Below are 22563 nucleotides of genomic sequence, written 5' to 3' on the forward strand. Positions count from 1 at the left end.
AAGCCCGCGCCGACTACACGCACGGATTCAGGACGACAACTACAGATTTCGCAGCGCCTGTGTATCTATACAACCAACCCGCTTTCAACAACCAACCCGTTCGATCTTAAAACAAGTAAACCTATGCGCTTTGGGATGGACTGCTTAATCTAAAAATTAAGACCTTTTGGCTCGAAACCTCTTTTGAAACCTCTGTTGAAACCTCTGTTGAAACCTCTAAAGCTTAGCAGTCGACCGCGATTTTTTGGAAAATTCACGAAAATTATTTACACGCCAACCGTGCGACTCGCGACGCAACCGAAAGAGCAAGAAATTCTGGACCAACGGCAGTCGCAAGCGACCGGCGAGCAACGCAAACTAAGAAGAAAATAAAATGCAGATGGCGCCAAATAGACTATATTGATTATGGCTTATTAAAAACGCTCGATCCTTTTCTCCGAATAAACTCTGCCTTCGCAAACCAAGGCAGTGATTAACCAATTTCGTTTAAAGGCCTTCGATGCCTGATTCCAGGCAGCGAAATTGAGTTTCAATCTACGTCTGCAAATGCGCCCTTAACCTATGACCATTGTGAGAATTTTTTTTATCACAGCCGCGTTACTGTTCGTTTCTTCGTGCAAGGAAAATACGGCCGATTCTCAACCAGAGGCTATACCGACTGCGCCGACAATCCCCCCTTCTTCGGAACCCACGGAGATTCCACAAGACACCGGTGACAATCAAACACCGCCAGCAGACATAGATCAGAACTGGCAAAGCGGTGCAGAACCCGATAACTCTAGCTCCGAACACTCTAGCGCCGACAGCACCGATACAGATGCCCCTGGCGTAGCGCAATATGCGGACAGCGATAGCCAGTGGGACCCCAGTGCAAACGAACAGCACAGCGGCACAGATTCAGGATCGTCGAACGGTGCCGGGTCCGCAGTGGATAGCGACTCAACAATCCCTAACTAATTAAGAGCTTCCACCTACATTTACAACTTGCAGTAATCCATCAGCGCAGGAACTGATTAAATGAACATAACCAAACAACTTGCCGGATGCGTCTTTGCCCTGCTCTCCGCATATTCCTATGCCGGGGACGCACCTTTTGCAACTGTAGGCGTTCGCGCTACAAGTATAGAAGTGCAGCCAAACGTGTCGATCGATGCAATGGCAATACGTATCAGTGGGCCCAATTTAAGCTTTCAAAAACCCCTAACCCCTGCCGGGGAAAGCCTCAGTATTGACCAGCTAGGCTTGGTCGATGCCGGAACCTACCGCTACGAGATTACTGGTGTCACCTTCACTGGCGAAACTGAGCGTGTGAATGGAAATGGTCGGGCGCCAGGCGCCGTCTTAAAGAAAAGCGTTGTCGAAAATGCATCCGGGGAATTTACATTCGACGGGCGCGTTTTAATATCACCAACAACTCGATAACCTGAGCGAACAGCATTAAAGGTAGAGCCTCATTATGAACACCCGCGTCTCAATCCTGGTTAGCACCGCGCTGCTCGTTGCCGCCCAAAACAGTATCGCAGACCAAGTATTTACCGACGATATCATCGTTTCGGGCAGCACTTGTATTGGCTTCGACTGTGTCAACGGAGAAAGCTTTTCCTATGACACTCTCAAACTCAAAGAAAACAACCTTCGCATACGCTTCACTGATACAAGTAACTCAGGTAGCTTCCCTAAGCGCGACTGGCAAATCACGATTAACGACAGCGCAAACGGTGGCGAGGAGTATTTTGCAGTTGAGGATATCGATGCGGGCACCAAACCTTTTTACGTAGGCGGCAATGCACCGGACTCAGCATTGCGGGTTAACCCCAACGGATTTGTCGGCCTGGGCACCAGCACGCCACTGGTAAACCTGGATATTAAAAGCAACAACACGCCGACGCTGCGCCTGGAGCAAGACTTTACCGGCGGCTTCTCAGCACAGTCCTGGGATATTGGCGGTAACGAAGCCAATTTCTTTATCCGCGATGTAACCAATAATGGCCTGGCTCCGTTTAAAATTATTCCTGGTGCACCGGACTCCAGCTTTTTTATCGCGTCCGATGGCGATTTAGGGCTGCTTACCGCAACGCCGGACGGCCCACTGGATGTCGCCCACCCCGCAGACGCAAACAATCACGCATTATTGGTAGCACCTTCTGGCGAGGTGGGCATAAACATCGATAATGGCTTCACGCCACAAGGGTTACTCGACGTGCAAACCTCGGGCGGTGAATCCCGGTTTCGCGTCGAAAGCGACGGCACAGTAAAGCTCAGTGATTCCTGGCAGGTTACCGGCGTAGACGGGGGCAGCTTAACACTTCAATCTACAAGCAATGCCGCAACCAAAATTGAACTGAAAGACGATGGCTCTATTATTATTGGTGGCGGTATCACCGTAGACTCGTCAGGGGACGTCACTGTAACCAACCTGACAGTAACCGGCACCTGCACCGGCTGCTGAGCAATTCGACAGAGGTTCCTCTAGCTTAAACGCGTGGCCGCGAGGGTCACGCCAAACTCACCCCACAATTGTCGCTAGCGGCATAACTTCAAGACACGATTTCTATTTCAGCCACAGGCTTTCCACCCTTAAACAAGGGGGATGGTCGGCTTTTACCCAGTAGAAGGCCCTTCCCCATAAATTTTAAAATTTTTGGCAAGAAGCTTTTTGGGAAGGTTGCATGCGCATCCGCAGGCATAGGACCACGCGCATGCTTACCAAAAGCGCGCAAGGTAACCGGGCCAATAGCGGCGCTTTTATCCGCAGCACTGTCAAACTGCATTAATTTAACCGAAAGGCCGACAAACGGCACGTGGGCGGATTTCATGGTATTTGCCAACGGCGTATTGCAGCAGGCGGTATACCAGCGAAAAAGCCCTTTGGGTTTCAATTGCAATGCGCGTATATGCTCTGCCCCTTCCGTAATTGTAAAATACGCAGGGTAGGTTTGAAAAAGCTCAGACCCGCCGCTACTGTCGAGCACAAAATCTTCGCGCCCAAGCTTCGCAGCGAACGCCTGACAATCGCAACACAAACAGGCCACATGAAAAAAATCGCCCGGCACAACGTTTAATTCACCCTTAACCGCACCACAACTACAAGCCAGCGGAACCACCTTGGACATAGAGCCCCTCCTGTTTATCAAAAGTTTCCTTGGAATATATAGGAACCAAAGTGAAAAAAATTAGATACCTGATCTGCGCCACAGCTCTATGAGCCTTGCCACCTAAGCTTACCAGCACTATCCAGCGCCGCCCACAAGGCTACCGCTCAACCGGCCCGAAACCCTGAACCCTATACTCTACAAAGCCAGCCAAAATTCGACGTGATATTTAAGCCAGGCTACAAACGATTCGGTATAGCCGAGATAACCCAAAACAACGAGAACCATTGGAAAAATTACCGATAAGAGCACAACACTATAAGAGGCTCGACTCAGTGGCGCCACTTCCAAAGAAGCTTCAACAGAACGCCCCTGGACAACTCTCGCAGTCGCCCTGTCTCCGGGGCGATATTTTTTGACGAGGGCACGCTAGTAGTCAAAACTCGGGAGCAATTCGAAACCACGCAACACCGGGGGAGCTGCTTTCGTGCTCATTTCCCTGATAGCTGTATTTAAAATTGATAATTGCCTGCGCTAACTCTTTATTGTCCAAATCGAGCTGATGCAGCAAACGGGAACCGACAATTTCAGCGGAAACTATCGGTAGAGAATTGAATGTTTTTCTCACCCGCAAATAATAAAAGGTTTGCGCAACCCCCAAACCAAATGAAATCAGCGCTGCAACAATTTGTGCGAACTCTAATGACATCCCCCGTTCTCTCACCAATATTTTATTTTTATTAGGCCGACCACCTGATTTCCCGCATATATTCCCTAGGGCCTGGGTGCCAGGTTGGTTTGGTTGCCAGGTCGACCTGACGACGGTGTTGACACGATAAAAATGTTAACTTCATTGGCGAAGTTACCGGCTAATCAGCCGCTGCCGCAGAGCATTTTGAGAAGCATACACGCCAGCCCCAACCATGTCACCACACCTGTTGCCGCTGAAATACGGATGATCAGCTCCCTTGCGCGTGCTGCGTGGGAAGTGGGTTCGTCGAGCCCACCTCGAGCCCCCAAAGTATAAATTGAATTGCTGTCTATAACCTCGCGCCCCGGCAGCAATTGAGAAGTCGCCAGCATCGCACGGGAGAGAATACGACTGGTGACCAATTGCCCCGTAAATACCCGTATCAGCATTGGCAGCAGAGGCCAGGTTGCATAATAGAGGATATTGAAGACCTGATAGATCAGTTCGTACCACCATGTTTTAGAGTGTACGCCAGGTAGCGGGCGGATAAATCCAGGCCGAAAGAGATAAACCCCGGTGAAAGGCAATTTTTTCAGCGTGTTTTCGGTACGCCCCTTTACACGGGCCCACATCACCTTGCCTCGTTCCGAGGAGTCCGTACCCGCGCCAGACACATAGACAAAGCGCGCCGAGGGGTATAGCGCGGAAAGGCGAGTAGCAATGGCTACCGGCATAACATAGTTAACCTGTGCATACGCCTCCTCGCTGACGCCCGCAGCAGAACTACCCGCGCAAAAGCAGCAAAGATCACAACCGGCTATGGAATCCATATAATCCGTTTGAGCGAGATCCGCAGTAATGATTTCTGACAGTTTTGCGTCAGTAAAACCAACAGCAGAACGGCCAACCAGCGTCACTTTCTCTATGCGTGAATCGGTAAGCGCCTCACGCAACAACGCTTGCCCGATCATTCCTGAGGCGCCAAAGATTAAAAGTTTCACGCAGTTTTACCCGAGGTGTGGCGCACATCAAGTTTCAAGCCTTTGGCCATGAGCTTATCGAAACGCCGCGCAGGTAAGATCCAATGGAACAGCATCATTAATTTTGGCAAGCCACTGGGTACGTAGGAAACCTTGGGCTTGGAGCTAAACGCAGCGTGCGCGATAAGTTTAACAATCACTTCCGGGCCGACTTGAAGTTTCTCGTTTCCGCCCCCCGTCGCAAACAATTCTTTGAGCGCTGCCGCGTGCGCGGCATACGGTCCATCGCTGGAATTTTTGACCAGGTTTTCGCCTGCGATCTGCGCCCACTCGGACCGGGTACCACCGGGCTTAATAATTGCCACATCAATACCAAACGGCTTCAATTCCTGACGCAAGGCACCAGAGTACCCCTCTAAGCCAAATTTTGTGGCGTGATACCAGCCACCAAAAGCGGTGGTAAAGCTGCCCCCGACTGATGACACATTGATGATACGGCCAGCGCCTCGCTCGCGCATTGGCGCAATTAATTTTTGGGTTAAGCTAGCCAAGCCAAACAGATTGACCTCGAATTGGCGGCGACCGTCGTCCACAGGTACCTGTTCAAGAGCACCATACTCACCGTAGCCGGCGTTATTCACGAGCACATCTACGCCGCCCGATTCCGCTTTAATGATTGCCACGCAGGCAGAAATGGACGCTTCGTCGGTCAGATCCAACTTGAGGATTTTTACGCCTGCAACGCACGCTTCGCGCATTTGCTCCTCACGGCGGGCAGCCGCATACACGGTGTGCCCCATCTCTGCAAAAGCATTCGCCACCGCCAAACCAATGCCGGAGGAGGCCCCGGTAACCAAAATCGTTTTAGTTTTCATAGATCACCCAAATATTGTGATTACTCACTCATTTATAAAGCTAAAAAAAAGCCGTCAACGTTTAGCGACGGCATCCCACAGCAAATCGAATCCGGTTTGCTGATACTCTTCCACTGCAACTTTTTGCTGCAGGACATAATTGATGGTCATCTCTGCCATCGCGGCAAACACGCCGAGCACATAATCTACGGGAAGACTTTTCAGCAACCCCGCCTCTATACAGCCCGCCACGTAATTCGCCACCTCCGCAAAAGGCACGTTGGCCTGCTCCTTAACCTCGGGAAGAAGAGCAGCAGAAACCATCAACTGGTCCATCGCTAACTTCTTCGAGTGGTTCTCAACACCCCAGCAGACATATTTACACCAGTAGTGTCGAAACTTTGCCTCCATGGACAGGCTGTTGTCAGCGGTTGTAATCATCACCGCCGCAAGCTCTTGCTTGATGCTTAAATAAAGCTGGTTAACCAACTCATCTTTCGTTTTAAAATAAACAAACAAGGTTCCTTCGGCGACACCGGCCGCTTTGGCGATTGCAGCCGTGCGGGTGGCAGGCAGCCCTGCCTCGACGATAATACCGGTTGCTGCCGCAAGAATAGCCAGCCTTTTTTCTTCGCTGCGTACGCGAGCCATGCGAACACCTTAGATGAGTATTTGCTCATTATATGGCGTCAATCTCCGAAATCTCAAGTGCTTATTTCGAAGCCACCTCTTCTTCACGCAGGGTGAGTACCTCATACCCTGCTGCCGTAACTGCAATGGTGTGCTCCCACTGGGCGGAGAGTTTCTTATCGGCAGTCACCACCGTCCAACCATCTTTACGGGTCTTAACCTTGGCGCTGCCCTGGTTGATCATCGGCTCGATGGTGAACGTCATTCCTTCGCGCAGCACAAGCCCCCTGCCCGGCTCGCCCACGTGTAAAACCTGCGGCTCTTCATGCATTTCACGGCCGATCCCGTGACCACAGTAGTCGCGCACCACCGAAAAGCCATGTCGTTCTGCGCTACGCTGAATTGCCGCGCCAATATCACCGAGTGTCGCGCCTGGGCGCACGGCTTTTATCCCCGCCCATAAACTTTGATAGGTTTTTTCCACGAGATAACGGGCATGAGGGGCCACCTCACCCACCAGATACATTTTGCTGGAGTCAGCAACAAAACCTTGGTGTTCAAGCGTAATATCCACGTTCACGATATCGCCAGATTGCAGGATTTGCGACGGTGATGGTATACCGTGGCACACCACGTTGTTTAACGAGGTATTCAACACATAGGGGTAGCCGTATTGCCCCTTGCTGGCGGGACGTGCTCCCAGTTCATCAACAATAAACGTTTCAACCAGATCGTTAATTGCCATAGTGGAAATGCCGTCGGATATATGGCCATCGAGGTATCGAAATACGGATGCAAGCAAACGGCCCGATTCGCGCATAAGCGCTAATTCCTCAGCGTTTTTGATATGCAGATTAGCCATCGGCAGCGACACCGATATCAACATTCGCCAAGCGCATTTGCTCGCGGATAATTTCCTGGTAGGTCAGGCCCGGGTTCGCCTCCGCCAGCATGCCCAGCTTAATCCAGTACTCCGCCTGCGCATTGATTGAACGAACCATAACGGTACTGGCTTTACGCACTTCCTCGTGCAAGTCGTCACTTATTTTTACGATGCCCATTGTTTGTCACCACTGATTGAGAGTGGGAAACAAAATATACGTTTCGTATACGATATGCAATAATATATATACATATCGCATCTTCAAGAATGATCGACACGACCTTGCAGACGTCGATAAATGTAGAGAATCCCCGACCCACATGCCCCCATGACCAGTCCTGTAGTCACCATATCCAAAAACGTGTGGTAAGCCTGGTAACGCATCAATAGCACATAGGCGATAAATGAACCGATCCAGAGCCAGCGCAGCCGAGCAACCCAAACCCAAAGGAACATCACCAAAGCAAGAGCAAGCGCGGTATGCGTGCTGTAGTCCAGGCGCCCAAGCGCAGGCCATATTGCCCAACGGGCATCCGCAAACATCCAAATGTATACCGTAGCAACCAGCGCAACCAGAAGGACAAAACGGGCACCAACCAAACCCGCCGCCGTCAGGCCACGCTGAAATGGCATCACCACTAAAATTAAACAGCAGACGACCAACAGGGGAATGTAACTGTCTGCAATGCGATCGAGTGTTTCATAACTCATCGGTTAACTTGTTCCTTGAATACTGGAGGCGACCTATTCAAACCAAATGCCAGACATAACACCATATTTTCCTATGCCCGGCTAGGTCACGGACTGCACTAAAAAACGTACGCCGCCGTTTACCGATTTTGTTGAACGGCTCGAGGTGACTGCCAAGAAGGCTTGCTTTCAATCAACCTACGGCCGCCGACTCAATGCACCCCAAAAAACCCGTGCCAGCACCATCAGCGATCACGACTAAGTTAACGTGAGTATCTTTCGCGACTCCAATTGATCTTGAGAGTCCCACGGATTGTTTGGGTATACAGCAATCCTGATTAGAAAATAGCTTTCTTATTAAGCTAAATAGCGACGTCATTATGTTCAACGCAATTTCATTTAAAACTCGTTTTACTAAAAAACGAACTTCAAATGTCATTGATTTTTAGCGCTGTTTATATGGTGTTAAATTCTTTAAACTGCCGACGGCTTTTGAAAACCTACGTCAATTAGAAAAGGAAAATATCTATGTTTAAGAAAACAGCTCTAGGGATTGCTGCGATCAGCGTACTGGCTTTGAACGTTGCTCGGGCGGACTATGTTGCCGAGTATGAATCGGTGGACGTTCCAAGTCCTTCTGTCATGCTTCATTTACCGTACCTCGATCTGGATACCGTTAAATCAGCAACATTCAAGGCCGTTTTTCCAACCGATTTTAATTCAAACCCTCTTTTAGCAAAGAGTATCAAGAACTTTAAACTCACCTTTGAGAACGCGGCCCCCTTAGTTGTTCCTGAACTTAAACTCGCGGACGGCAATAGTGGGAACCCTGGCCCCTACTGCAATGGCCAGCGTTACATTGCCGACGTTAATCATCAATGGGCGTTTCAAGCATTGAGCGTCGCTGTGTGTGTGAACGTTGATAGAGGGGACGGTGAAGCCCCATTTGAATACAGCATCGCTGTAAAAACCTCCAATAATTGGACAGGTACAAGCCCTTATTATCCGCCATTCGATCTTGTTCGTGGTCCTGGGTATGCGCAAAATGTTACTCCAAACCCATTGGCCGATACTCTGCGCTTGGACGTTGCAGGTAAATCGCTTCAAATCAATCTGTTGAAAGAGTGGCGAGATACAAATGAACCTCAAACAAGTATGCCAAATGCCGGCTACCAACTTAAATTAAGTTGGTTAGGTCATGGGGATCGCACGCTTTCCCTGCCAATAGCTGGGCCAGAATTCGACGCGGTTGCATTGACGCATGAACAATTCGATCCAACCATAGAACTCGGCATGCTAAGACTAAAATTAGTTGATATGGCAGGTAACGAATTTGAAGCACCAGAGGTATTCGACCTTCGCCAATTGCTCGAAGATGCTTACGGCCCAATTCAAGGCCTTTAAGCTGTTACGTTGCTAACCAGCGCTAAAACGAGGCATCGCCTCGTTTTTTAATGCTCGTCGATTGAATAGGCTGTAGTCATTCAGCAAACAAACAATAAGATCCTTTTCATTACATATTTTTTTATTGCACTTACCTGAATTAACACACTATCGCGTCGGCCGTGGCCCTGCCTAGATCGGGCATCACCGATTGGCCTGCCGGTACTTACCCTCCTCCGCCTATTGAACAGGTAATTTTCATTGCCAGGTTAATAGAAAACTAAAGCAACAAGCACGCTTATTGATCAACCGACAAGGTCCAACAGACGGACTCAAACCAAGCAGCCCCTAACACGAGCAAAAATGTGAACCAGGTTCACTTTTTACAACTTTGTTGTTGGGGAGCGCATTAATTAAAATCGTCAACGATGTAACTAAAACCTGGGAAAAGTTGTCGAGAAAGCGGTCTTTTTACAAGCTAATTAAACTCCAATTGAATGAAATTAGTACTTTATCGGCAATGTCAGAGGAGTCACATCATCCCAACAGCCGTTTCCTCACCAGACGCATTGCCTGCTACAATAGCCGCTTAGTAGTGCGACTAATACGACTAGTCATACAGCAAGGATCATGCTGAACCCGCGAGATGGACTTTCGCCTAAGTTATCCGGCCACCTAATCAGCTTAGTGCGGCGCCCTTCTGCGCCTCCATATTCCTTGCCTCACGCAAACTGTTATTTTGAACAACCTGACAAGCGGTTGAATATTTGCTCACTGGAGAAAGGAATCCCCACATGAAAGTAACCTTACAACCCAACGGATGCGCCCTCTACGCTGGCCGCGAATGGCAACTCATTAGCCAGCCAGGACAAGGCATGCGGGTATTTGTAGAGAAAAACCGCCACAGCGCATTTAATCAACTAAAAAATAAAGCGAGGAGCAACTACAACGCTCTGTATCTGTATTCACAACTGATGAGCCTCAACAACCGACACGGCATGCTCAGAAGCCTGGTAAGTCGTGCAAAGATGCAACAAATGCGCCTCCAGCTGGAGGGCGGGAGCATCAATTACAATGTGGTTGATGGATGTGTGTTTATTGGGGAGTTTGGGTTTTCTGGGGATGAAAAAAATGTATCAGGCTTATACAAAATTACACCTTCCTCACGAGGAGCCCAAGCTTCGCCAGCTCATTCAATCTCGACAAAGCATGTGGCCATCAACGGCGCCTTCTCTAACATCACGAAAGCATCGAGTTGTATGCCTATGTTCATAGAGCGAGGTTTTAAACCGGAAACCACTCAATCCTCTCTCGAAAAGTCTGGTTATTGTCTTTTCTATAATTCCACTGGCGCCGGTATATCATCAGATATGCGCCAATTTGTAGATACCAGCAGTGTGGGCGGCGGTACACAGACAGCCAAACAACTGGCGCAGTTAATCAAGCTTGAAGCGAAAAAAGATAAAGAAGTACACTGGACTCTACACGAGAAAGGCCATGCAGTATTTAAACAGGCCTTAAGTATCGCCTTGCAGGATTTAAGTAGTATGGATAAATCACGCTTATCCAAACATAAGGTGTTCTATGCGAACCCGACAATGAACTTGAACCTCATCGATAGCTACCGCAAAAAAGCCGGTATGCAATTAGCCCCGCAGCCACCTTTATTAAATAATACCAGTCTGGAGCAGACCTGGGTAACAGGTAATTTTCTCAGCGAATCGATAATTTCTTACCGACAATTGAAAGAACAAGGCGCAAATGGATTGCGTAACGTAACCGCTGGAAATATTGCAAGCAATGCCCTCACCCGACTGGGCATGTTGGGATTCGGTAGCTACGCTGTACCGGCCTTCGGCGTGGGAGTAGCGGGCTGGGCTGTGGCCTGGGGCTCCCTAGTTGCCTCAAATATCGGTAAACCTAACCAAAAAGTAATGGAAAATGGCGCGGATTTTTTCAATCACATATTTAATCGCCTATCCGAATCTTAAGAGAGTCGCAAGTGTTATACCCACTATTCGGCAGCCCCCGGCTGCCTAAAATTGAGAAATCCGAGCCCCGAAATCTACGCCTATCGGGAACAAGCATGCAATTCGCTGTACCGCCCTTTTGCATCGAATGGGGTAGACAACGGGATTGGCCCGATACTTTCGACATCTACGACAGCAGTGCATTTTGCAAAACCGAAGAGCGGACGGCCTTCTTGAAGTGCTTCGAATCTAGGTGGGACATAAAAGGACTGCCCGTATGGAAAACAGAGCTAGGTTGGATTGAATTTTCCATTACAGTTTTTAAACTAAGTGAAACTGGAAGTGCGTTCAACCTTAGGAAATTTGAAAGTGACCTACTGGATCAATATGCTAGGCTTTATGGCCCGATGGGCACATTTAACAAACACTCCTTTGAGACATTTTTGGATTGGAGCGCCCAGCTAATTAACGGTAACTTGTGGATCAGTTATCATGGGCGAAAGCATTCTGTCAGCGATACCTCATATCAACTTGTGTGGGAAACACCAATTACAGATGAACACTTTATTTCGGTAACGTTCTCCTATCAAAATTATAAAGAGAAAAAAACTGTTCACTACGCAGTTGAAAAATTCGCTCAGAAAATCATGACCGCAACTCATTTAGACCTCTCCCCTTCAGCACAAGAACAAAAATCCGCCGCAGAAAAGCAATGGCCGAACCAAAAGTACTCCGAACATATGGAGCCGCTGCGATGGATTCGACCAAAGAAAGATTTTATCTCGGTGGAGGAGTATTTTTCGGATGATGGTAAATAGAAGTCGAGTAAACTTTTTCCACCTACCATATATCAGTTTCTGAGTTCTAGCCACAAACCTAAAGTCCCTACATACCTGCGTAAACGGAACTTTCTTCGGCATGGCTGTCGCGTCTTCGACACTCAAAAGAATAGGCTGGAAATCGCTCCATGACGAAACTTCCGGACAGTTTGGACGTAATGCGTTAGCTTGGCTTGGCATGCTTGGAGTAGGTGGCTAAGCTGTACTGATCTGGGCCGGATGGGCAGTGGCTTGGGGCACTCTAGTTGCTTCAAATATCGGCAACCCAAACCATAAAGTAATGGAAAATGGTGCGGACTTTTTCAACCACGTATTCAATTGCCTATCCAAAAAATAATAAAGGAACGACCGTGACATATCCTGCATTCGGAAAAATTAGGTTACCAAAGACTGAGCAGGCCAAGCCATACACATTGAAGCTCTCTGGCACACATGTAAACTTCACTGCTCCCCCATTTTCTGCAAAATGGGGGGAACAGGAAGACCTACCACTTGTGCTCGATATATTTGAGCAAAATAATTATCTACCCAATCCCAGTGCCGCGTACCCATTTATTCGGTGTTTTGATACAAGTTGGTCGATTAGAGGAATGCCGTTAATCCAAAATGAATTAGGCTGGATAGGATTTTCCATAGCCGTAATCAGAGCAAAATCGGATCAAAACCTATTTAATCATTCCATATTTCAAAACATTCTAGAAAACCATCTAGAGAGCATGTACGGCGAAAACGGGGTAACCAACCGGTACACGACAGAAACGCTTCTAAATTCAAGCATAGAAAAAATAAATGACATTACATGGCTATCATTCTTTCAACGACGCGAAAAGGCAGGAGAACCTTCGTTTAGCTTATTCTGGAAAACCCCGATTTCGGAGCAACACATCTTAAGCTTCTGCTTTAACTACATAACTTACGAGGACACAAACAAAATACACGAAAGCTTAAATTACTATGCGAAAGAGTTGATGAATTCGGTTGCTATCACCCCTTCAACCGCACTAAAAGAACAAAAAGCCGCCGCTGAAAAGCAATGGCCGAACCAAAAGTACCCCGAACATATGGAGCCGCTGCGATGGATTCGGCCAAAGAAAGATTTTATCTCGGTGGAGGAGTATTTTGCAGATGATGAATAGAAGCAGAGCAAGCCTTTAGCCTGAAAAAAAACGTTTTCCATCTGCCAGGTATCAGTTTCTGAGTTCTAACCACAGACCTAAAGTCCATACATACCTGCGTAAACGGAACTTTCTTTGCCACGGAGGTCGCGTCTTCGACACTCAAAAGAATATGCTGAAAATCGCTCCGTGACGAAACTTCCGGACAGTTTGGACGTAATGCACTAACTCGGCTTGGCATGCTTGGAATAAGCAGCTACGCGGTACCCGCTATGGATGTGAGAATCGCTGGGTGGACAGTCGCCTGGGGTACTTTGATTGCTTCAAATCCGGTCAGGCCTAACCAAAATATAATGAAAAGTGCTGCCGATTTTTTTAATCATTTATTCAATCGAATATCAAAATAAGAAGGGTACTGAAAGTGTTATATCCAGTGTTTGGCAGCCCTCGTGCGCCCAAAATTGAAAAATCAGTCTGCCGAAATATATCGTTATCTGGGGTGCGACTCGTATTTTCCGCGCCTCCCTACCACACAAAATGGGGAGTGCAGGAATCTTTCCCCAGCAGCTTTAACATTTTTAACGAAAATGAGTACGTTCGAGGCTACAAGGACAATGCTCCGTTTATACAGTGTTTCAATTCTCAGTGGGATATCAAAGGGTTTCCTGTGGTAGGAAGGCGCATCGGCTGGATCAACTTTTCCGTTTGCGTCACCTATATAAAAAACGCATCTAATTTGTTTAAAAAGCTGGGGTTCGAAAAATCGCTAAAAAAATTACACGCCAGCACTTACGGAATAGATGGAAAAGAAAATAGACACACATATGAAACCTTTATCAACTGGGAGCCGCAGTCAATAAATGGGAACACTTGGGTTAACTACCTAACTCGCAATGAGAATGATGGAACCACTGCATTTACGCTAACGTGGGAAATCCCTATATCTGATCAACACGCACTATCAGTCATTTTCACCTATTACAATGTTTGCAACAATGCGAAAACCGATGCTACAGTCAAAGCGTTTTCTAGAGGCGTGATGCAGACGGCCCATCTTAAACTTTCCCCCTCAGCACAAGAACAAAAAGCCGCCGCTGAAAAGCAATGGCCGAACCAAAAGTACTCCGAACATATGGAGCCGTTGCGATGGATTCGGCCTAAGAAAGATTTTATCTCGGTGGAGGAGTATTTTGCGGATGATGATGAATAGAAGCAGAGCAAGCCTTTAGCCTGGAAGAAAGCGTTTTCCACCTGCTAGGTGTCAGTTTCTGAGTTCTAGCCAGAGACCTAAAGTGCATACATACCTACGTAAACGGAACTTTCTTTGCCACGGAGGTCGCGTCTTCGACACTCAAAAGAATATACTGAAAATCGCTCCATAACGAAACTTCCGGACAGTTTGGACGTAATGCCCTAACTCGGCTTGGCATGCTTGGAATAGGCAGCTACGCGGTACCCGCTATGGGTGTGGGAATCGCTGGGTGGACAGTCGCTTGGGGCACCTTAATCGCCTCAAACTTAGGTAGCCCAAACCAAAAGGTACTAGAGAATGGGGCTGATTTTTTAACCATGTTTTTAATCGCTTATCAAAATCTTAAGAGTAACTTTTGTGTTATACCCTATATTTGAAACAGTCAGGCTTCCAAGACTTGGTCGGTCCAAGATACACGAACTCAATCTATCAGGAACGGTTGTTAGTTTCTCGACACCTCCATTTTCAGCAACATGGGGGGAACAGAGAAAGTTTCCGGCCTGTATCAATTTATACGACCCCGCTGTCTATCTCTTGCCGAACGACATCGCCCCGTTAATCCTGTGCTACGAGAGCAAATGGAATGTAAAAGGGCTTATTTTTTTGCAGGAAAATATCGGTTGGATTAATTTTTCTACGACAATTTCTAAGTGGGAAAAAGGTAGCGACTTGTTTAGATGTAAAAACTTAGAAAAGACATTAATTGAGTATTATACGCAGATGTACGGGCCGGAGGGACACTATAACAAAGACACGTACGAAGCGTTTTTAGACTGGAGAATTGAGACCATTAACAACACTCAATGGATCTATCACCACAATGTAAAAAACCCTGACAGAGAAGCCTCCTACCGCCTTTACTGGCAAACCCCAATCAGCTCTGAACATTACCTGACTATTAATGTCAGCTATCAAGTTTATAAAGAAAGTATAGAGGCCCATAACGCAATATCAACTTTCGCGAAACGCCTAATGGGGGCAACAACAATAGACCTCTCCCCCTCAGCACAAGAACAAAAAGCCGCCGCTGAAAAGCAATGGCCGAACCAAAAGTACTCCGAACATATGGAGCCGCTGCGATGGATTCGGCCAAAGAAAGATTTTGTCTCGGTGGAGGAGTATTTTGCGAATGATGATGACGAGAAATAAATGATGTTCACACATATATTGCTTACATGCGAGAACATCATATAACACACTCATCACCCCTCATTGCCCCTCATTGCCGATTTAGCATTCCGCCTCAAATATTAAGCGTTTTAAGCTATAGCGCATAGAGCGACTGCAGACGAAATCGCCATAGCACGGGGTTGGCTAATCTGGCTGAGTAACCGCAGGTTTTTCGCCGACCGCGTGCCCGGATGCTATTATCTCCGCCTTTTCTGAAGATAACCTGTTCTTGGTTAAAGCGCGATTGGTGAGCAACTTTTCCACCACGACGCCACCCACACCGCCGCCGACTAAAAACGTTACCGCACCCAGCGTACAAAACGGGCACATACTACACCTCCGGATATTCGTCGCGCTTGTGCCACCATTGGTACGGGGGCGTTTGCGGAACCCAGGCCGGGCTCTCTTCCCAAGACTCCTGGCGCCCCATTGGGGTTAAATCCAGGTAGGTAAAGTTACTGCCTAAATATTCTGCACCACGCTGTGTAGTGCAGTAGCTGCGATAGATTTTTTCACCGTCGCGGATAAACACGTTGATACCAAACATTTCTCCAGATTCGCGCGTCGCATCAAAATCGCGATTGAAGTCTGTCCCATGTGAGGAATACCATGGATGCGTCCAGCCCATTCTTTTTTTATAGGCCGCCAATTTATCGTATGGCGCTAATGAAATCAGTACCCGCGAGGTGTCCCGCGCGTTGAGGTGCACGCTCTCCCCCATGTTATCCACCATCATCGAACAGCCAGTACATGGCGATTCGGCAAACATAAAATGGTAAATAATCAGCTGGCGCCGCCCATCAAATAAATCCAACAGGCTTACCTGCCCTTCCTCGCCCTCAAACTTATAGGGTTGAGTCACTTCCAGCAAAGGTAATCGGCGACGCTCCGCATTCAGCGCATCTCGCTGTTTCGTAAACGCTTTTTCTTTAACTAAGAAAGATTGCTGGGCATCAAGCCACTCTTGTTCATTCACGATCTGTTGCATAACGGCCTCCTTGGTTTAGGTGGTACCAGTATGCAAATTTATGTAACCACTTACCCAGTGGTCAAACGCCATCTTAGAGGTGGTATTGTGCCAAGTGAGGAGTTATGATTTTGCGTACTCAACCACGCAAGGAACTGCCAGTGAGCCGAAAAATTGTGATTCTTGTATTCGAGGATGCCATTCTCTCCTCCACAGCAGCGCCCATAGACATTTTTTCGCGTAGCAACGAAATTCTGCACGCAAACCAAATGCCTAATGGCTTCGACGTTGTATTGCTTGCCCCCACCCCGAACACGGTGGCGCTTGGCCCCCACAGCCTGTTTAATTGTACGCTAGGCCTTAACGATCTCCCGCCCGAACCTGCAGGCCATAAGCACACCCTAATATTAATTCCAGCGTATGCTGGTCACTGGGACGACGTCTTAGAGAAAAACCGTGCGATACTGCCATGGCTTAAAGCCCATTATCACTGTGGAACGGAGATCGCGAGCCTGTGCACTGGCAGCTACTTTCTGGCCGAAGCCGGCTTGCTGGACAATCAGGAATGTACGTCACACTGGGCGTCGGTTGATGACCTTCGAACAAGGTACCCGTCAATCAAAGTGCAACCCGACGCAGTTGTTACTGATAACGCAGGAATATACACCGGTGGTGGTGCCTTTTCGTCGTTGAACTTAATTTTATATTTAGTGGAAAAGTTCTGCGGCTACCAAATTGGCATTCAGGTGGCAAAAACATTTTCCATTCACAGAGACCATATCAACCAGGCCCACTTTGCAATTTTCAACGGTCTGAGCGGCCACGGCGATACTCTTATACTAAAAGCACAGGCGTTCATTGAAGATAATTTTGCCAGCAACCCCAGCGTAGAAGACGTTGCAGAAAAAGTAAACATGAGCAAACGCAACTTTATTCGCCGGTTTAAGCAAGCCGTAAACCAAACCCCTACCGAATATATGCAGCGCGTTAAAATTGAAGCTGCAAAAAAATCTCTGGAACTTTCGCAAAAAAATATTCAAACCGTGCTGAACGATGTGGGCTACACCGATACTAAAACGTTTCGCGACACTTTTAAGCGTATAACGGGAATTACGCCGCAGGAGTATCGGCGCAAATATGCGCGTTAGCTTTCCTTATGGCAGAAAGTACCTATCTCGTATTCCGCAACGTGAAATGCATCAATCAGAGCAAATGAACCGTTATCCGGGCCTTCCGCCCTGAATACATCGAGAGAGGCGCGGGATTTCCATTTTTCAAAAATATTGACCCGGTTTTGATCGATGGGGTCTGCTGAGACGGAAAAGTCCTCGCAGTCCGGGTGCTTTCTGGCTTGCGAAACGGCTTCTAGCGACGCGTTAATAAACTCGTCCCGCTTCCCCGCTTTAATACTTAAATACCCGGCAACAATAATATTCATTAGCGCTCCTCTACTTGCAATTGACTCAAATCCATTGCTGAAACGAGTTAAAAAATATCGGCCGCAGGGTGTACTCTGCGGCCAGCCTGTTTTTCGGCTATCAATCCCGCCAGAAATAAGGCGGAGCAATGGTAACTTCGGTTACATCGGATACACCATTCCAGCCCGCATCCACCAGGCCAAAAAAGGTGTTGGATGATTTAGAGGCGTAAGCTTCAAGATCACCCAGGTAGCGCGCACTACCGGAGGCAGTTACGTCGTTGCCGAACCAGCCCATAGGATAAAACGTCGACTGCACAACCGCGTTGTCAGTGACATTAAAGCGCGCAGCGCCGTGATGCGAATTCGACTCTACCCCAATAAGACTCATAGCACCCACAACAGCGTTACCCGAGATATTGCCACTAATAACGGTTGCCTGGTCTTCTATCCGTGCATTAGCCGAAACAGATCCCCCTAGCACCTTAGCGTAAGGGCCCACATAAACACTGTTGGGCGTAGTGCTGGTCGCACAGCCCCCACCGTTAGCATGGCGTTGCGTGCCCGCTGGGCAGGCTTCCCGCTCGCCGTTTTGAAACCCTTGGGGCCAGGCACCGGCCAGCTCAATCATGTACGGATAACGGTAAATACTGGGATAAGCCGTTCCATCCGCTGGGTTTTGCCAGGTAATTTTTTGGTAGCGTGTAGGCGCTGCCAATACCACCAAATAAACCTCTTCACCCGGAGAGATGCAAAACTCCAACTCACCGTCAGTGCCCGATTGCAACGCGCTGTAGCGCGGGCTGCTTAAGCTGCTATCGGTCGCAACCAACCCCCAACGCCACCCGGAATTCGCGCCGGTTTGCTCTACTCCACGAAAACTCACATGTACGCTGCTGGCATTATTTTCCGGGTAAAGTCGAATTACGTTATAACCCCAGCGCTGCGGCGCCCAGTAATACGGCGATACAAACCGACGATTGCTGCTCCAATTGGTGTCCAGACTTTGAAGTTGGGTGAGCCGTTGTCTGCGCTGAGTATAGCGGCCGGGGTCAGCATTAATTGCACCATAATTTTGACGATATAGGGCGCCTTGATCGCTGCCGTCGGGATCACGGTAATCCCAGGTAACATTGTGCATTGCCCATTCGCCGAACACATTATTGAGATCCTCAATATCCCAGTTTCGGCTCAACATCAGCTTCTGCCACGGGTCCCGTTGTCCGCTTGGAGCCTGATACGCCCACATATCGTGAACGGCCGAAGGGCAATGTTTATCTTTCAGGAATTCAAAAAATTGCCAGTTGCAATAGCGGGTGCGCGTGTTGCCGTAATGCAAATGGCTTGAATTCACCAACATTTCCGAACAATGAACATTTTCCCGGAATATTTGGTGCGGCATCCAATTCGCGTGACTTTCGTAAATCCAGCAGCCGACGCCGCCGCAATCCCCAAACCCCTGAGTCGTAGTTTGAACACCGTGCATAAATTCATGGGCGAGACCCCATGAGTCGCTGGCTGCGCCCGGCCCGATCCACATTCCCATATAGCTAATGCCATTGCGGCTCCAGCCACCGCCCCATAGTGGGAAGTCGTTATCGAAGTGCACCGCCGCCTTCCATTTAGTCGGACTGTTGCAGTAGGGTTCAGGGAAATTCAACGGTGCGCCAAAGTAATTGCTCCATATCATTTCCAGTGTATTCGCCGCCTGCTGTGCAGCCGCCATGGTTATATTGGTTCCGTCCGGCCAATAGATTGCGAAATGCTCGCTTTCCAACCGCAAGGGCGCATTTGTTTCACCACCATTTGCGGGTGCCTGCCAACTACCCACAACACATTGCTGCGTCGATATATCACAAGACTCAGCCCACTCTGTAGTGGTGCTTCCAATGCTGCAAGAACCAGGGTCTGGTGTTGGCGTTGTTGAAGGCTCTGGAGTCGGGGTGGGTGTCGGTTCAAACGCGCAGTCGCCGGGCTGGGGCGCGCTCCCGTCGTTTTCCAGGCTGGTAATCGCCAGACTATCAATATTGGGTAGCCCCTCCCCGGTCACGGCGTTTAAACGCAACTGGTTAGTACCAACATTTAAGTACACGGTGGTGGAGGCGCTGTCGCTGTAGGTCGTCCACGCGCCAGTTGAAGGTAAGCTCAAACTTGACTCATAACTGTCGTTAACGAAAATGTCGGTATCGCGGGAACTAGAAGAACCATTTGCGTAACGTATTTCCAAGGTGTAGCTCCCGTCTGCAGGGACCTGAACGCTCCAATTAATACCTTCATTAATCGCGTTTTCGGTATTGATATAACCCGTGCCGGTAAAGCCAAAATGGTCACTTTCAATAACGCCGCCTTCATCCACCGAACAAAATCCGGGCGCGTTTTCCTGAAGAGTGAGCGTTGCAGCCGGCTCCTCCGTTGGTAACACTGTAGGTGTAATACTCGGTGGTGGCGTTGGAGTAGGTGTTGGTGTAGGTGTAGATGTCGGTTCCGGTGTTGCAGTCGGTGCAATTGTCGGTGTAGGCACCGGCGTAGAACCCGGGCTGCTCTCTACCACAAACGAATCGGGTAGCTCTGCATCCCCTGGAGTGGCGATAAAGCCAAAAGCTACACTGCCGCCTACCGGTATATCACTATTCCAACCCGCACCGGTAATGCGATATTCACCATCCAGATATGAGACTATTTCCGCATTCCAGACTTGCGCGATATCAAAGTCTGCATCAAATACGATTACCCAAGAATCTAATGCTTGAGTCTCATTATTCGTAATTTCAACATTTCCTTGAAATCCGCCTCCCCAATTATTCGCTTTCTCGATTTCAACTTGTGCAGCAGCGCACAAAGAAGAGGATAAAACCCCCACAAAAAAAAGAAACAACACTCTAAACATGTTAACGCTCCCATCGTTAGCAATCTTATATTCACGCCAAAGCGCCGATGCTGTGGGCGGCTATCAGCGTGTAATGAGGTACAACGAGGGAAAGTATAGAGATCGATTTATTACCAAGCCGTACCGCCTTGGCAAACCGCAAATATGCCCCAATTATTAGTGTGATTTTTATCGCAAAAGCAGCACATGCCGACTATACGTTAACTATTTTCATTCAGCTTCGTACGACAGACACCCAATCGTATTTTTTAAATAGAAAGGTTGGAAGTACCTCTTTTTTTACAACGGAAGTTCTGGCTCTGTGAGTTGCTCTCGCTTATTTTTGGGGAGTGCTTTAAGAATCTTATCTTTGTCGGCTTTTGGCAGCGCATCGAAAACGTCTCTAGCCATATCAACCGGCAGTGCGTTAATTACTGAGTGTCGATACGGGTAGCTGCTGGCCACAGCAAAGGTTTGCCAGAACCCGGAATTCCAACACTTCTTTATATATCGTGCAATTCTGGCCGTTGGCACGTCGACAAAAAACTCCGCTTTTTTTGCGTGACTCAGTGTATTGATGTAACCGAAAAGCGTATCGTCACTACTGGTCTGAATAATGTCATCGCGCTCTTCTGCGGTACAGTTACCCAGCTTTTGGGCAATGGTTCTCCGATCGTCAAGCCCAACGACATCACTTCCGCGCGTACCGAAACCGCTGGGATTTGCAGATGCATCCGCGGCCACTCTCGCATAGGTGCTATTAGGGTCAAGCATGTCGTTTTCGAAATTCTGATTAAAACTAACCGCCCACTCAGTGATATAACCTTTAATCTGATTGCTAAACACCTGGTTGCCGTCTGCCTGCTTACTTTCCTCGATAGAGATATTCGAATCCTTTAGTGTGGTTCCGTATGCATTTTGCCCTTTCATAAACGACTTAAGCGTAAGAATTTTGTAGCCATCCCAGGCATCTGCGATAGTCGCTTCATCTTTGTTCGCGATGGCTTTGGTGTCAGCCACCTGTCGAGCATAGGTAAACACAAAACAGTGATCATAATTCTGTGGTGGATTAACCCCTGGCACAGTGCCTGCCATACAGCAACGATGTACCCACTGGCCGGTTGTATTTTGAATAAGGTGGGCAAATACCACCATAGAAAACTCACCACAATTACCTACAGAAATCTCCTCGACCGCTTTCGCCTGAAGAAACGAGTCGTTGTTATTGATGAGTGCTTCAGCATTTGTACGAATATAGCCAGCCTCAGCAACCATTTTATTTATAACGAAATTACGAAGCTCCTGAACCTTACTGCGATACCCAGTATTCAAATGTTCGTGGGGAGGATCATATTCTATTGCGAGCTTGGCGCGACTTCGCCCGCCAGTATCAGAAATGGAACCACGTCGGTTACCACGACGAATCTGTTCCCCTGCGCTACGGGTTGTATCCCTGGTGTTCGTCAGTGCGGCGCGTTCGCCCTTCAACTGCATGGGGCTTACCGTATGCAGTTGAACGGCTTTGTTGGGTAACGAAGCTTTAGGGCGGTTATCTCTAAATACCGCAGAATGCGATTTTTTAGATGATTTTCCTACCGCCTGGGTATACCCCTTATTACTTCTTAGAAAATCCATACGCCAACCTCGCACCGAACAGATAGTATTCTGACCAAGTAGCATCGCCTATTTGGGCAGGGTATCTGCAGTATAGAGAGGAGGGCCTATAGGAAGGCAATACTTTTGGTTATGGTTCGATAACTGACG

At 48.3% G+C, this 22563-nt stretch carries 23 protein-coding genes; 10 read left to right on the plus strand and 13 right to left on the minus strand.

Features of this window, described 5'->3' with window-relative positions; translation table 11 throughout:
- Positions 1 to 561: 561 nt before the first annotated feature.
- Genes TERTU_RS11750 through TERTU_RS11760 form a run of 3 tightly spaced genes read left to right on the plus strand, consistent with a single transcriptional unit; the run spans position 562 to position 2449 of the window.
- A complete protein-coding gene (locus TERTU_RS11750) occupies positions 562 to 957 on the plus strand; it encodes a hypothetical protein (protein ID WP_015819851.1) in 396 nt (131 codons plus the stop codon).
- A 60-nt stretch (positions 958 to 1017) separates the two neighbouring features.
- Positions 1018 to 1422, plus strand: coding sequence for a hypothetical protein (locus TERTU_RS11755; protein WP_015820380.1), 405 nt, complete (start codon positions 1018 to 1020; stop codon positions 1420 to 1422).
- A 34-nt stretch (positions 1423 to 1456) separates the two neighbouring features.
- Positions 1457 to 2449: a hypothetical protein gene (locus TERTU_RS11760; RefSeq protein ID WP_015818217.1), complete on the plus strand. Its 993-nt coding sequence runs from the start codon at positions 1457 to 1459 to the stop codon at positions 2447 to 2449.
- Positions 2450 to 2537: 88 nt separating this feature from the next.
- Here TERTU_RS11760 and TERTU_RS11765 read toward each other — a convergent pair whose 3' ends face one another.
- From TERTU_RS11765 to TERTU_RS11800, 8 genes are all read right to left on the minus strand, one after another.
- Positions 2538 to 3113 carry a DUF6151 family protein gene (locus TERTU_RS11765; protein ID WP_015820635.1) on the minus strand — a complete coding sequence of 192 codons (576 nt, stop codon included), beginning with the start codon at positions 3111 to 3113 and terminating at the stop codon, positions 2538 to 2540.
- A gap of 415 nt (positions 3114 to 3528) precedes the next feature.
- Complete coding sequence (locus TERTU_RS11770; protein ID WP_015819434.1) at positions 3529 to 3801, minus strand: hypothetical protein; 273 nt, start codon at positions 3799 to 3801, stop codon at positions 3529 to 3531.
- Between the two features lie 164 nt (positions 3802 to 3965).
- The gene (locus tag TERTU_RS11775) at positions 3966 to 4784 is read right to left on the minus strand and encodes an NAD(P)H-binding protein (protein WP_015818984.1); all 819 of its coding nucleotides are present in this window, start codon (positions 4782 to 4784) and stop codon (positions 3966 to 3968) included.
- Positions 4781 to 5638, minus strand: a complete 858-nt coding sequence (locus TERTU_RS11780; RefSeq protein ID WP_015819273.1) for an oxidoreductase — start codon at positions 5636 to 5638, stop codon at positions 4781 to 4783. Before TERTU_RS11780 ends, TERTU_RS11775 begins: the two co-directional genes overlap by 4 nt.
- A gap of 54 nt (positions 5639 to 5692) precedes the next feature.
- Positions 5693 to 6268, minus strand: a complete 576-nt coding sequence (locus TERTU_RS11785) for a TetR/AcrR family transcriptional regulator (protein ID WP_015818452.1) — start codon at positions 6266 to 6268, stop codon at positions 5693 to 5695.
- Between the two features lie 61 nt (positions 6269 to 6329).
- On the minus strand, positions 6330 to 7109 hold the full coding sequence (map, locus tag TERTU_RS11790; protein ID WP_015818103.1) for a type I methionyl aminopeptidase: 780 nt from the start codon (positions 7107 to 7109) through the stop codon (positions 6330 to 6332).
- Positions 7102 to 7308, minus strand: a complete 207-nt coding sequence (locus tag TERTU_RS11795) for a ParD-like family protein (protein ID WP_015817789.1) — start codon at positions 7306 to 7308, stop codon at positions 7102 to 7104. The genes map and TERTU_RS11795 overlap by 8 nt, the downstream gene beginning before the upstream one ends.
- Positions 7309 to 7391: 83 nt before the next feature.
- Positions 7392 to 7841 carry a hypothetical protein gene (locus TERTU_RS11800; RefSeq protein WP_015820750.1) on the minus strand — a complete coding sequence of 150 codons (450 nt, stop codon included), beginning with the start codon at positions 7839 to 7841 and terminating at the stop codon, positions 7392 to 7394.
- 507 nt (positions 7842 to 8348) lie between these two features.
- On the opposite strand from TERTU_RS11800, the gene TERTU_RS11805 reads away from it, so the two are divergent.
- The 6 genes from TERTU_RS11805 to TERTU_RS11830 all read left to right on the plus strand — a co-directional run bounded on the left by TERTU_RS11805 (position 8349) and on the right by TERTU_RS11830 (position 15528).
- Positions 8349 to 9224, plus strand: coding sequence for a hypothetical protein (locus tag TERTU_RS11805; RefSeq protein ID WP_015817050.1), 876 nt, complete (start codon positions 8349 to 8351; stop codon positions 9222 to 9224).
- Between the two features lie 773 nt (positions 9225 to 9997).
- The gene (locus TERTU_RS11810; RefSeq protein WP_015817715.1) at positions 9998 to 11194 is read left to right on the plus strand and encodes a hypothetical protein; all 1197 of its coding nucleotides are present in this window, start codon (positions 9998 to 10000) and stop codon (positions 11192 to 11194) included.
- A gap of 95 nt (positions 11195 to 11289) precedes the next feature.
- Positions 11290 to 11991, plus strand: a complete 702-nt coding sequence (locus tag TERTU_RS11815; protein ID WP_049772815.1) for a hypothetical protein — start codon at positions 11290 to 11292, stop codon at positions 11989 to 11991.
- Between the two features lie 371 nt (positions 11992 to 12362).
- Positions 12363 to 13148 (plus strand): hypothetical protein, encoded by a 786-nt coding sequence (locus TERTU_RS11820; protein WP_041590218.1) that lies wholly within the window; start codon positions 12363 to 12365, stop codon positions 13146 to 13148.
- A 400-nt stretch (positions 13149 to 13548) separates the two neighbouring features.
- Positions 13549 to 14337 carry a hypothetical protein gene (locus tag TERTU_RS11825; RefSeq protein WP_015817943.1) on the plus strand — a complete coding sequence of 263 codons (789 nt, stop codon included), beginning with the start codon at positions 13549 to 13551 and terminating at the stop codon, positions 14335 to 14337.
- 399 nt (positions 14338 to 14736) lie between these two features.
- Complete coding sequence (locus tag TERTU_RS11830) at positions 14737 to 15528, plus strand: hypothetical protein (protein WP_041590219.1); 792 nt, start codon at positions 14737 to 14739, stop codon at positions 15526 to 15528.
- Positions 15529 to 15693: 165 nt separating this feature from the next.
- Here the strand turns inward: TERTU_RS11830 and TERTU_RS11835 are convergent, their stop codons facing one another.
- Both TERTU_RS11835 and TERTU_RS11840 read right to left on the minus strand, forming a co-directional pair.
- Complete coding sequence (locus tag TERTU_RS11835; protein ID WP_015818641.1) at positions 15694 to 15879, minus strand: hypothetical protein; 186 nt, start codon at positions 15877 to 15879, stop codon at positions 15694 to 15696.
- Position 15880: 1 nt separating this feature from the next.
- Positions 15881 to 16537: a DUF899 domain-containing protein gene (locus TERTU_RS11840; protein WP_015818840.1), complete on the minus strand. Its 657-nt coding sequence runs from the start codon at positions 16535 to 16537 to the stop codon at positions 15881 to 15883.
- A gap of 104 nt (positions 16538 to 16641) precedes the next feature.
- Between TERTU_RS11840 and TERTU_RS11845 the strand changes: the two genes are divergently transcribed.
- The gene (locus TERTU_RS11845) at positions 16642 to 17664 is read left to right on the plus strand and encodes a GlxA family transcriptional regulator (RefSeq protein WP_015818128.1); all 1023 of its coding nucleotides are present in this window, start codon (positions 16642 to 16644) and stop codon (positions 17662 to 17664) included.
- Here TERTU_RS11845 and TERTU_RS11850 read toward each other — a convergent pair.
- From TERTU_RS11850 to TERTU_RS11860, 3 genes are all read right to left on the minus strand, one after another.
- Positions 17661 to 17954, minus strand: a complete 294-nt coding sequence (locus TERTU_RS11850; protein WP_015819743.1) for a putative quinol monooxygenase — start codon at positions 17952 to 17954, stop codon at positions 17661 to 17663. The two genes, TERTU_RS11845 and TERTU_RS11850, sit on opposite strands and share 4 nt — an antisense overlap.
- Positions 17955 to 18054: 100 nt before the next feature.
- Positions 18055 to 20820: a DUF6055 domain-containing protein gene (locus tag TERTU_RS11855; RefSeq protein ID WP_015819105.1), complete on the minus strand. Its 2766-nt coding sequence runs from the start codon at positions 20818 to 20820 to the stop codon at positions 18055 to 18057.
- 279 nt (positions 20821 to 21099) lie between these two features.
- Positions 21100 to 22434 (minus strand): magnesium and cobalt transport protein CorA, encoded by a 1335-nt coding sequence (locus TERTU_RS11860; protein ID WP_015819542.1) that lies wholly within the window; start codon positions 22432 to 22434, stop codon positions 21100 to 21102.
- Positions 22435 to 22563 lie beyond the last annotated feature (129 nt).

This window comes from Teredinibacter turnerae T7901, from assembly GCF_000023025.1.
Classification (GTDB): Bacteria; Pseudomonadota; Gammaproteobacteria; order Pseudomonadales; family Cellvibrionaceae; genus Teredinibacter; species Teredinibacter turnerae_B.

What these genes read in the sequence shown, in the direction of transcription:
- TERTU_RS11750 (WP_015819851.1), top strand. Translation starts at nt 562, where the DNA reads ATGACCATTGTGAGAATTTTTTTTATCACAGCCGCGTTACTGTTCGTT.
- TERTU_RS11755 (WP_015820380.1), top strand. Translation starts at nt 1,018, where the DNA reads ATGAACATAACCAAACAACTTGCCGGATGCGTCTTTGCCCTGCTCTCC.
- TERTU_RS11760 (WP_015818217.1), top strand. Translation starts at nt 1,457, where the DNA reads ATGAACACCCGCGTCTCAATCCTGGTTAGCACCGCGCTGCTCGTTGCC.
- TERTU_RS11765 (WP_015820635.1), bottom strand. Translation starts at nt 3,113, where the DNA reads ATGTCCAAGGTGGTTCCGCTGGCTTGTAGTTGTGGTGCGGTTAAGGGT.
- TERTU_RS11770 (WP_015819434.1), bottom strand. Translation starts at nt 3,801, where the DNA reads ATGTCATTAGAGTTCGCACAAATTGTTGCAGCGCTGATTTCATTTGGT.
- TERTU_RS11780 (WP_015819273.1), bottom strand. Translation starts at nt 5,638, where the DNA reads ATGAAAACTAAAACGATTTTGGTTACCGGGGCCTCCTCCGGCATTGGT.
- TERTU_RS11785 (WP_015818452.1), bottom strand. Translation starts at nt 6,268, where the DNA reads ATGGCTCGCGTACGCAGCGAAGAAAAAAGGCTGGCTATTCTTGCGGCA.
- map (WP_015818103.1), bottom strand. Translation starts at nt 7,109, where the DNA reads ATGGCTAATCTGCATATCAAAAACGCTGAGGAATTAGCGCTTATGCGC.
- TERTU_RS11795 (WP_015817789.1), bottom strand. Translation starts at nt 7,308, where the DNA reads ATGGGCATCGTAAAAATAAGTGACGACTTGCACGAGGAAGTGCGTAAA.
- TERTU_RS11800 (WP_015820750.1), bottom strand. Translation starts at nt 7,841, where the DNA reads ATGAGTTATGAAACACTCGATCGCATTGCAGACAGTTACATTCCCCTG.
- TERTU_RS11805 (WP_015817050.1), top strand. Translation starts at nt 8,349, where the DNA reads ATGTTTAAGAAAACAGCTCTAGGGATTGCTGCGATCAGCGTACTGGCT.
- TERTU_RS11810 (WP_015817715.1), top strand. Translation starts at nt 9,998, where the DNA reads ATGAAAGTAACCTTACAACCCAACGGATGCGCCCTCTACGCTGGCCGC.
- TERTU_RS11815 (WP_049772815.1), top strand. Translation starts at nt 11,290, where the DNA reads ATGCAATTCGCTGTACCGCCCTTTTGCATCGAATGGGGTAGACAACGG.
- TERTU_RS11835 (WP_015818641.1), bottom strand. Translation starts at nt 15,879, where the DNA reads ATGTGCCCGTTTTGTACGCTGGGTGCGGTAACGTTTTTAGTCGGCGGC.
- TERTU_RS11840 (WP_015818840.1), bottom strand. Translation starts at nt 16,537, where the DNA reads ATGCAACAGATCGTGAATGAACAAGAGTGGCTTGATGCCCAGCAATCT.
- TERTU_RS11845 (WP_015818128.1), top strand. Translation starts at nt 16,642, where the DNA reads ATGATTTTGCGTACTCAACCACGCAAGGAACTGCCAGTGAGCCGAAAA.
- TERTU_RS11850 (WP_015819743.1), bottom strand. Translation starts at nt 17,954, where the DNA reads ATGAATATTATTGTTGCCGGGTATTTAAGTATTAAAGCGGGGAAGCGG.
- TERTU_RS11855 (WP_015819105.1), bottom strand. Translation starts at nt 20,820, where the DNA reads ATGTTTAGAGTGTTGTTTCTTTTTTTTGTGGGGGTTTTATCCTCTTCT.
- TERTU_RS11860 (WP_015819542.1), bottom strand. Translation starts at nt 22,434, where the DNA reads ATGGATTTTCTAAGAAGTAATAAGGGGTATACCCAGGCGGTAGGAAAA.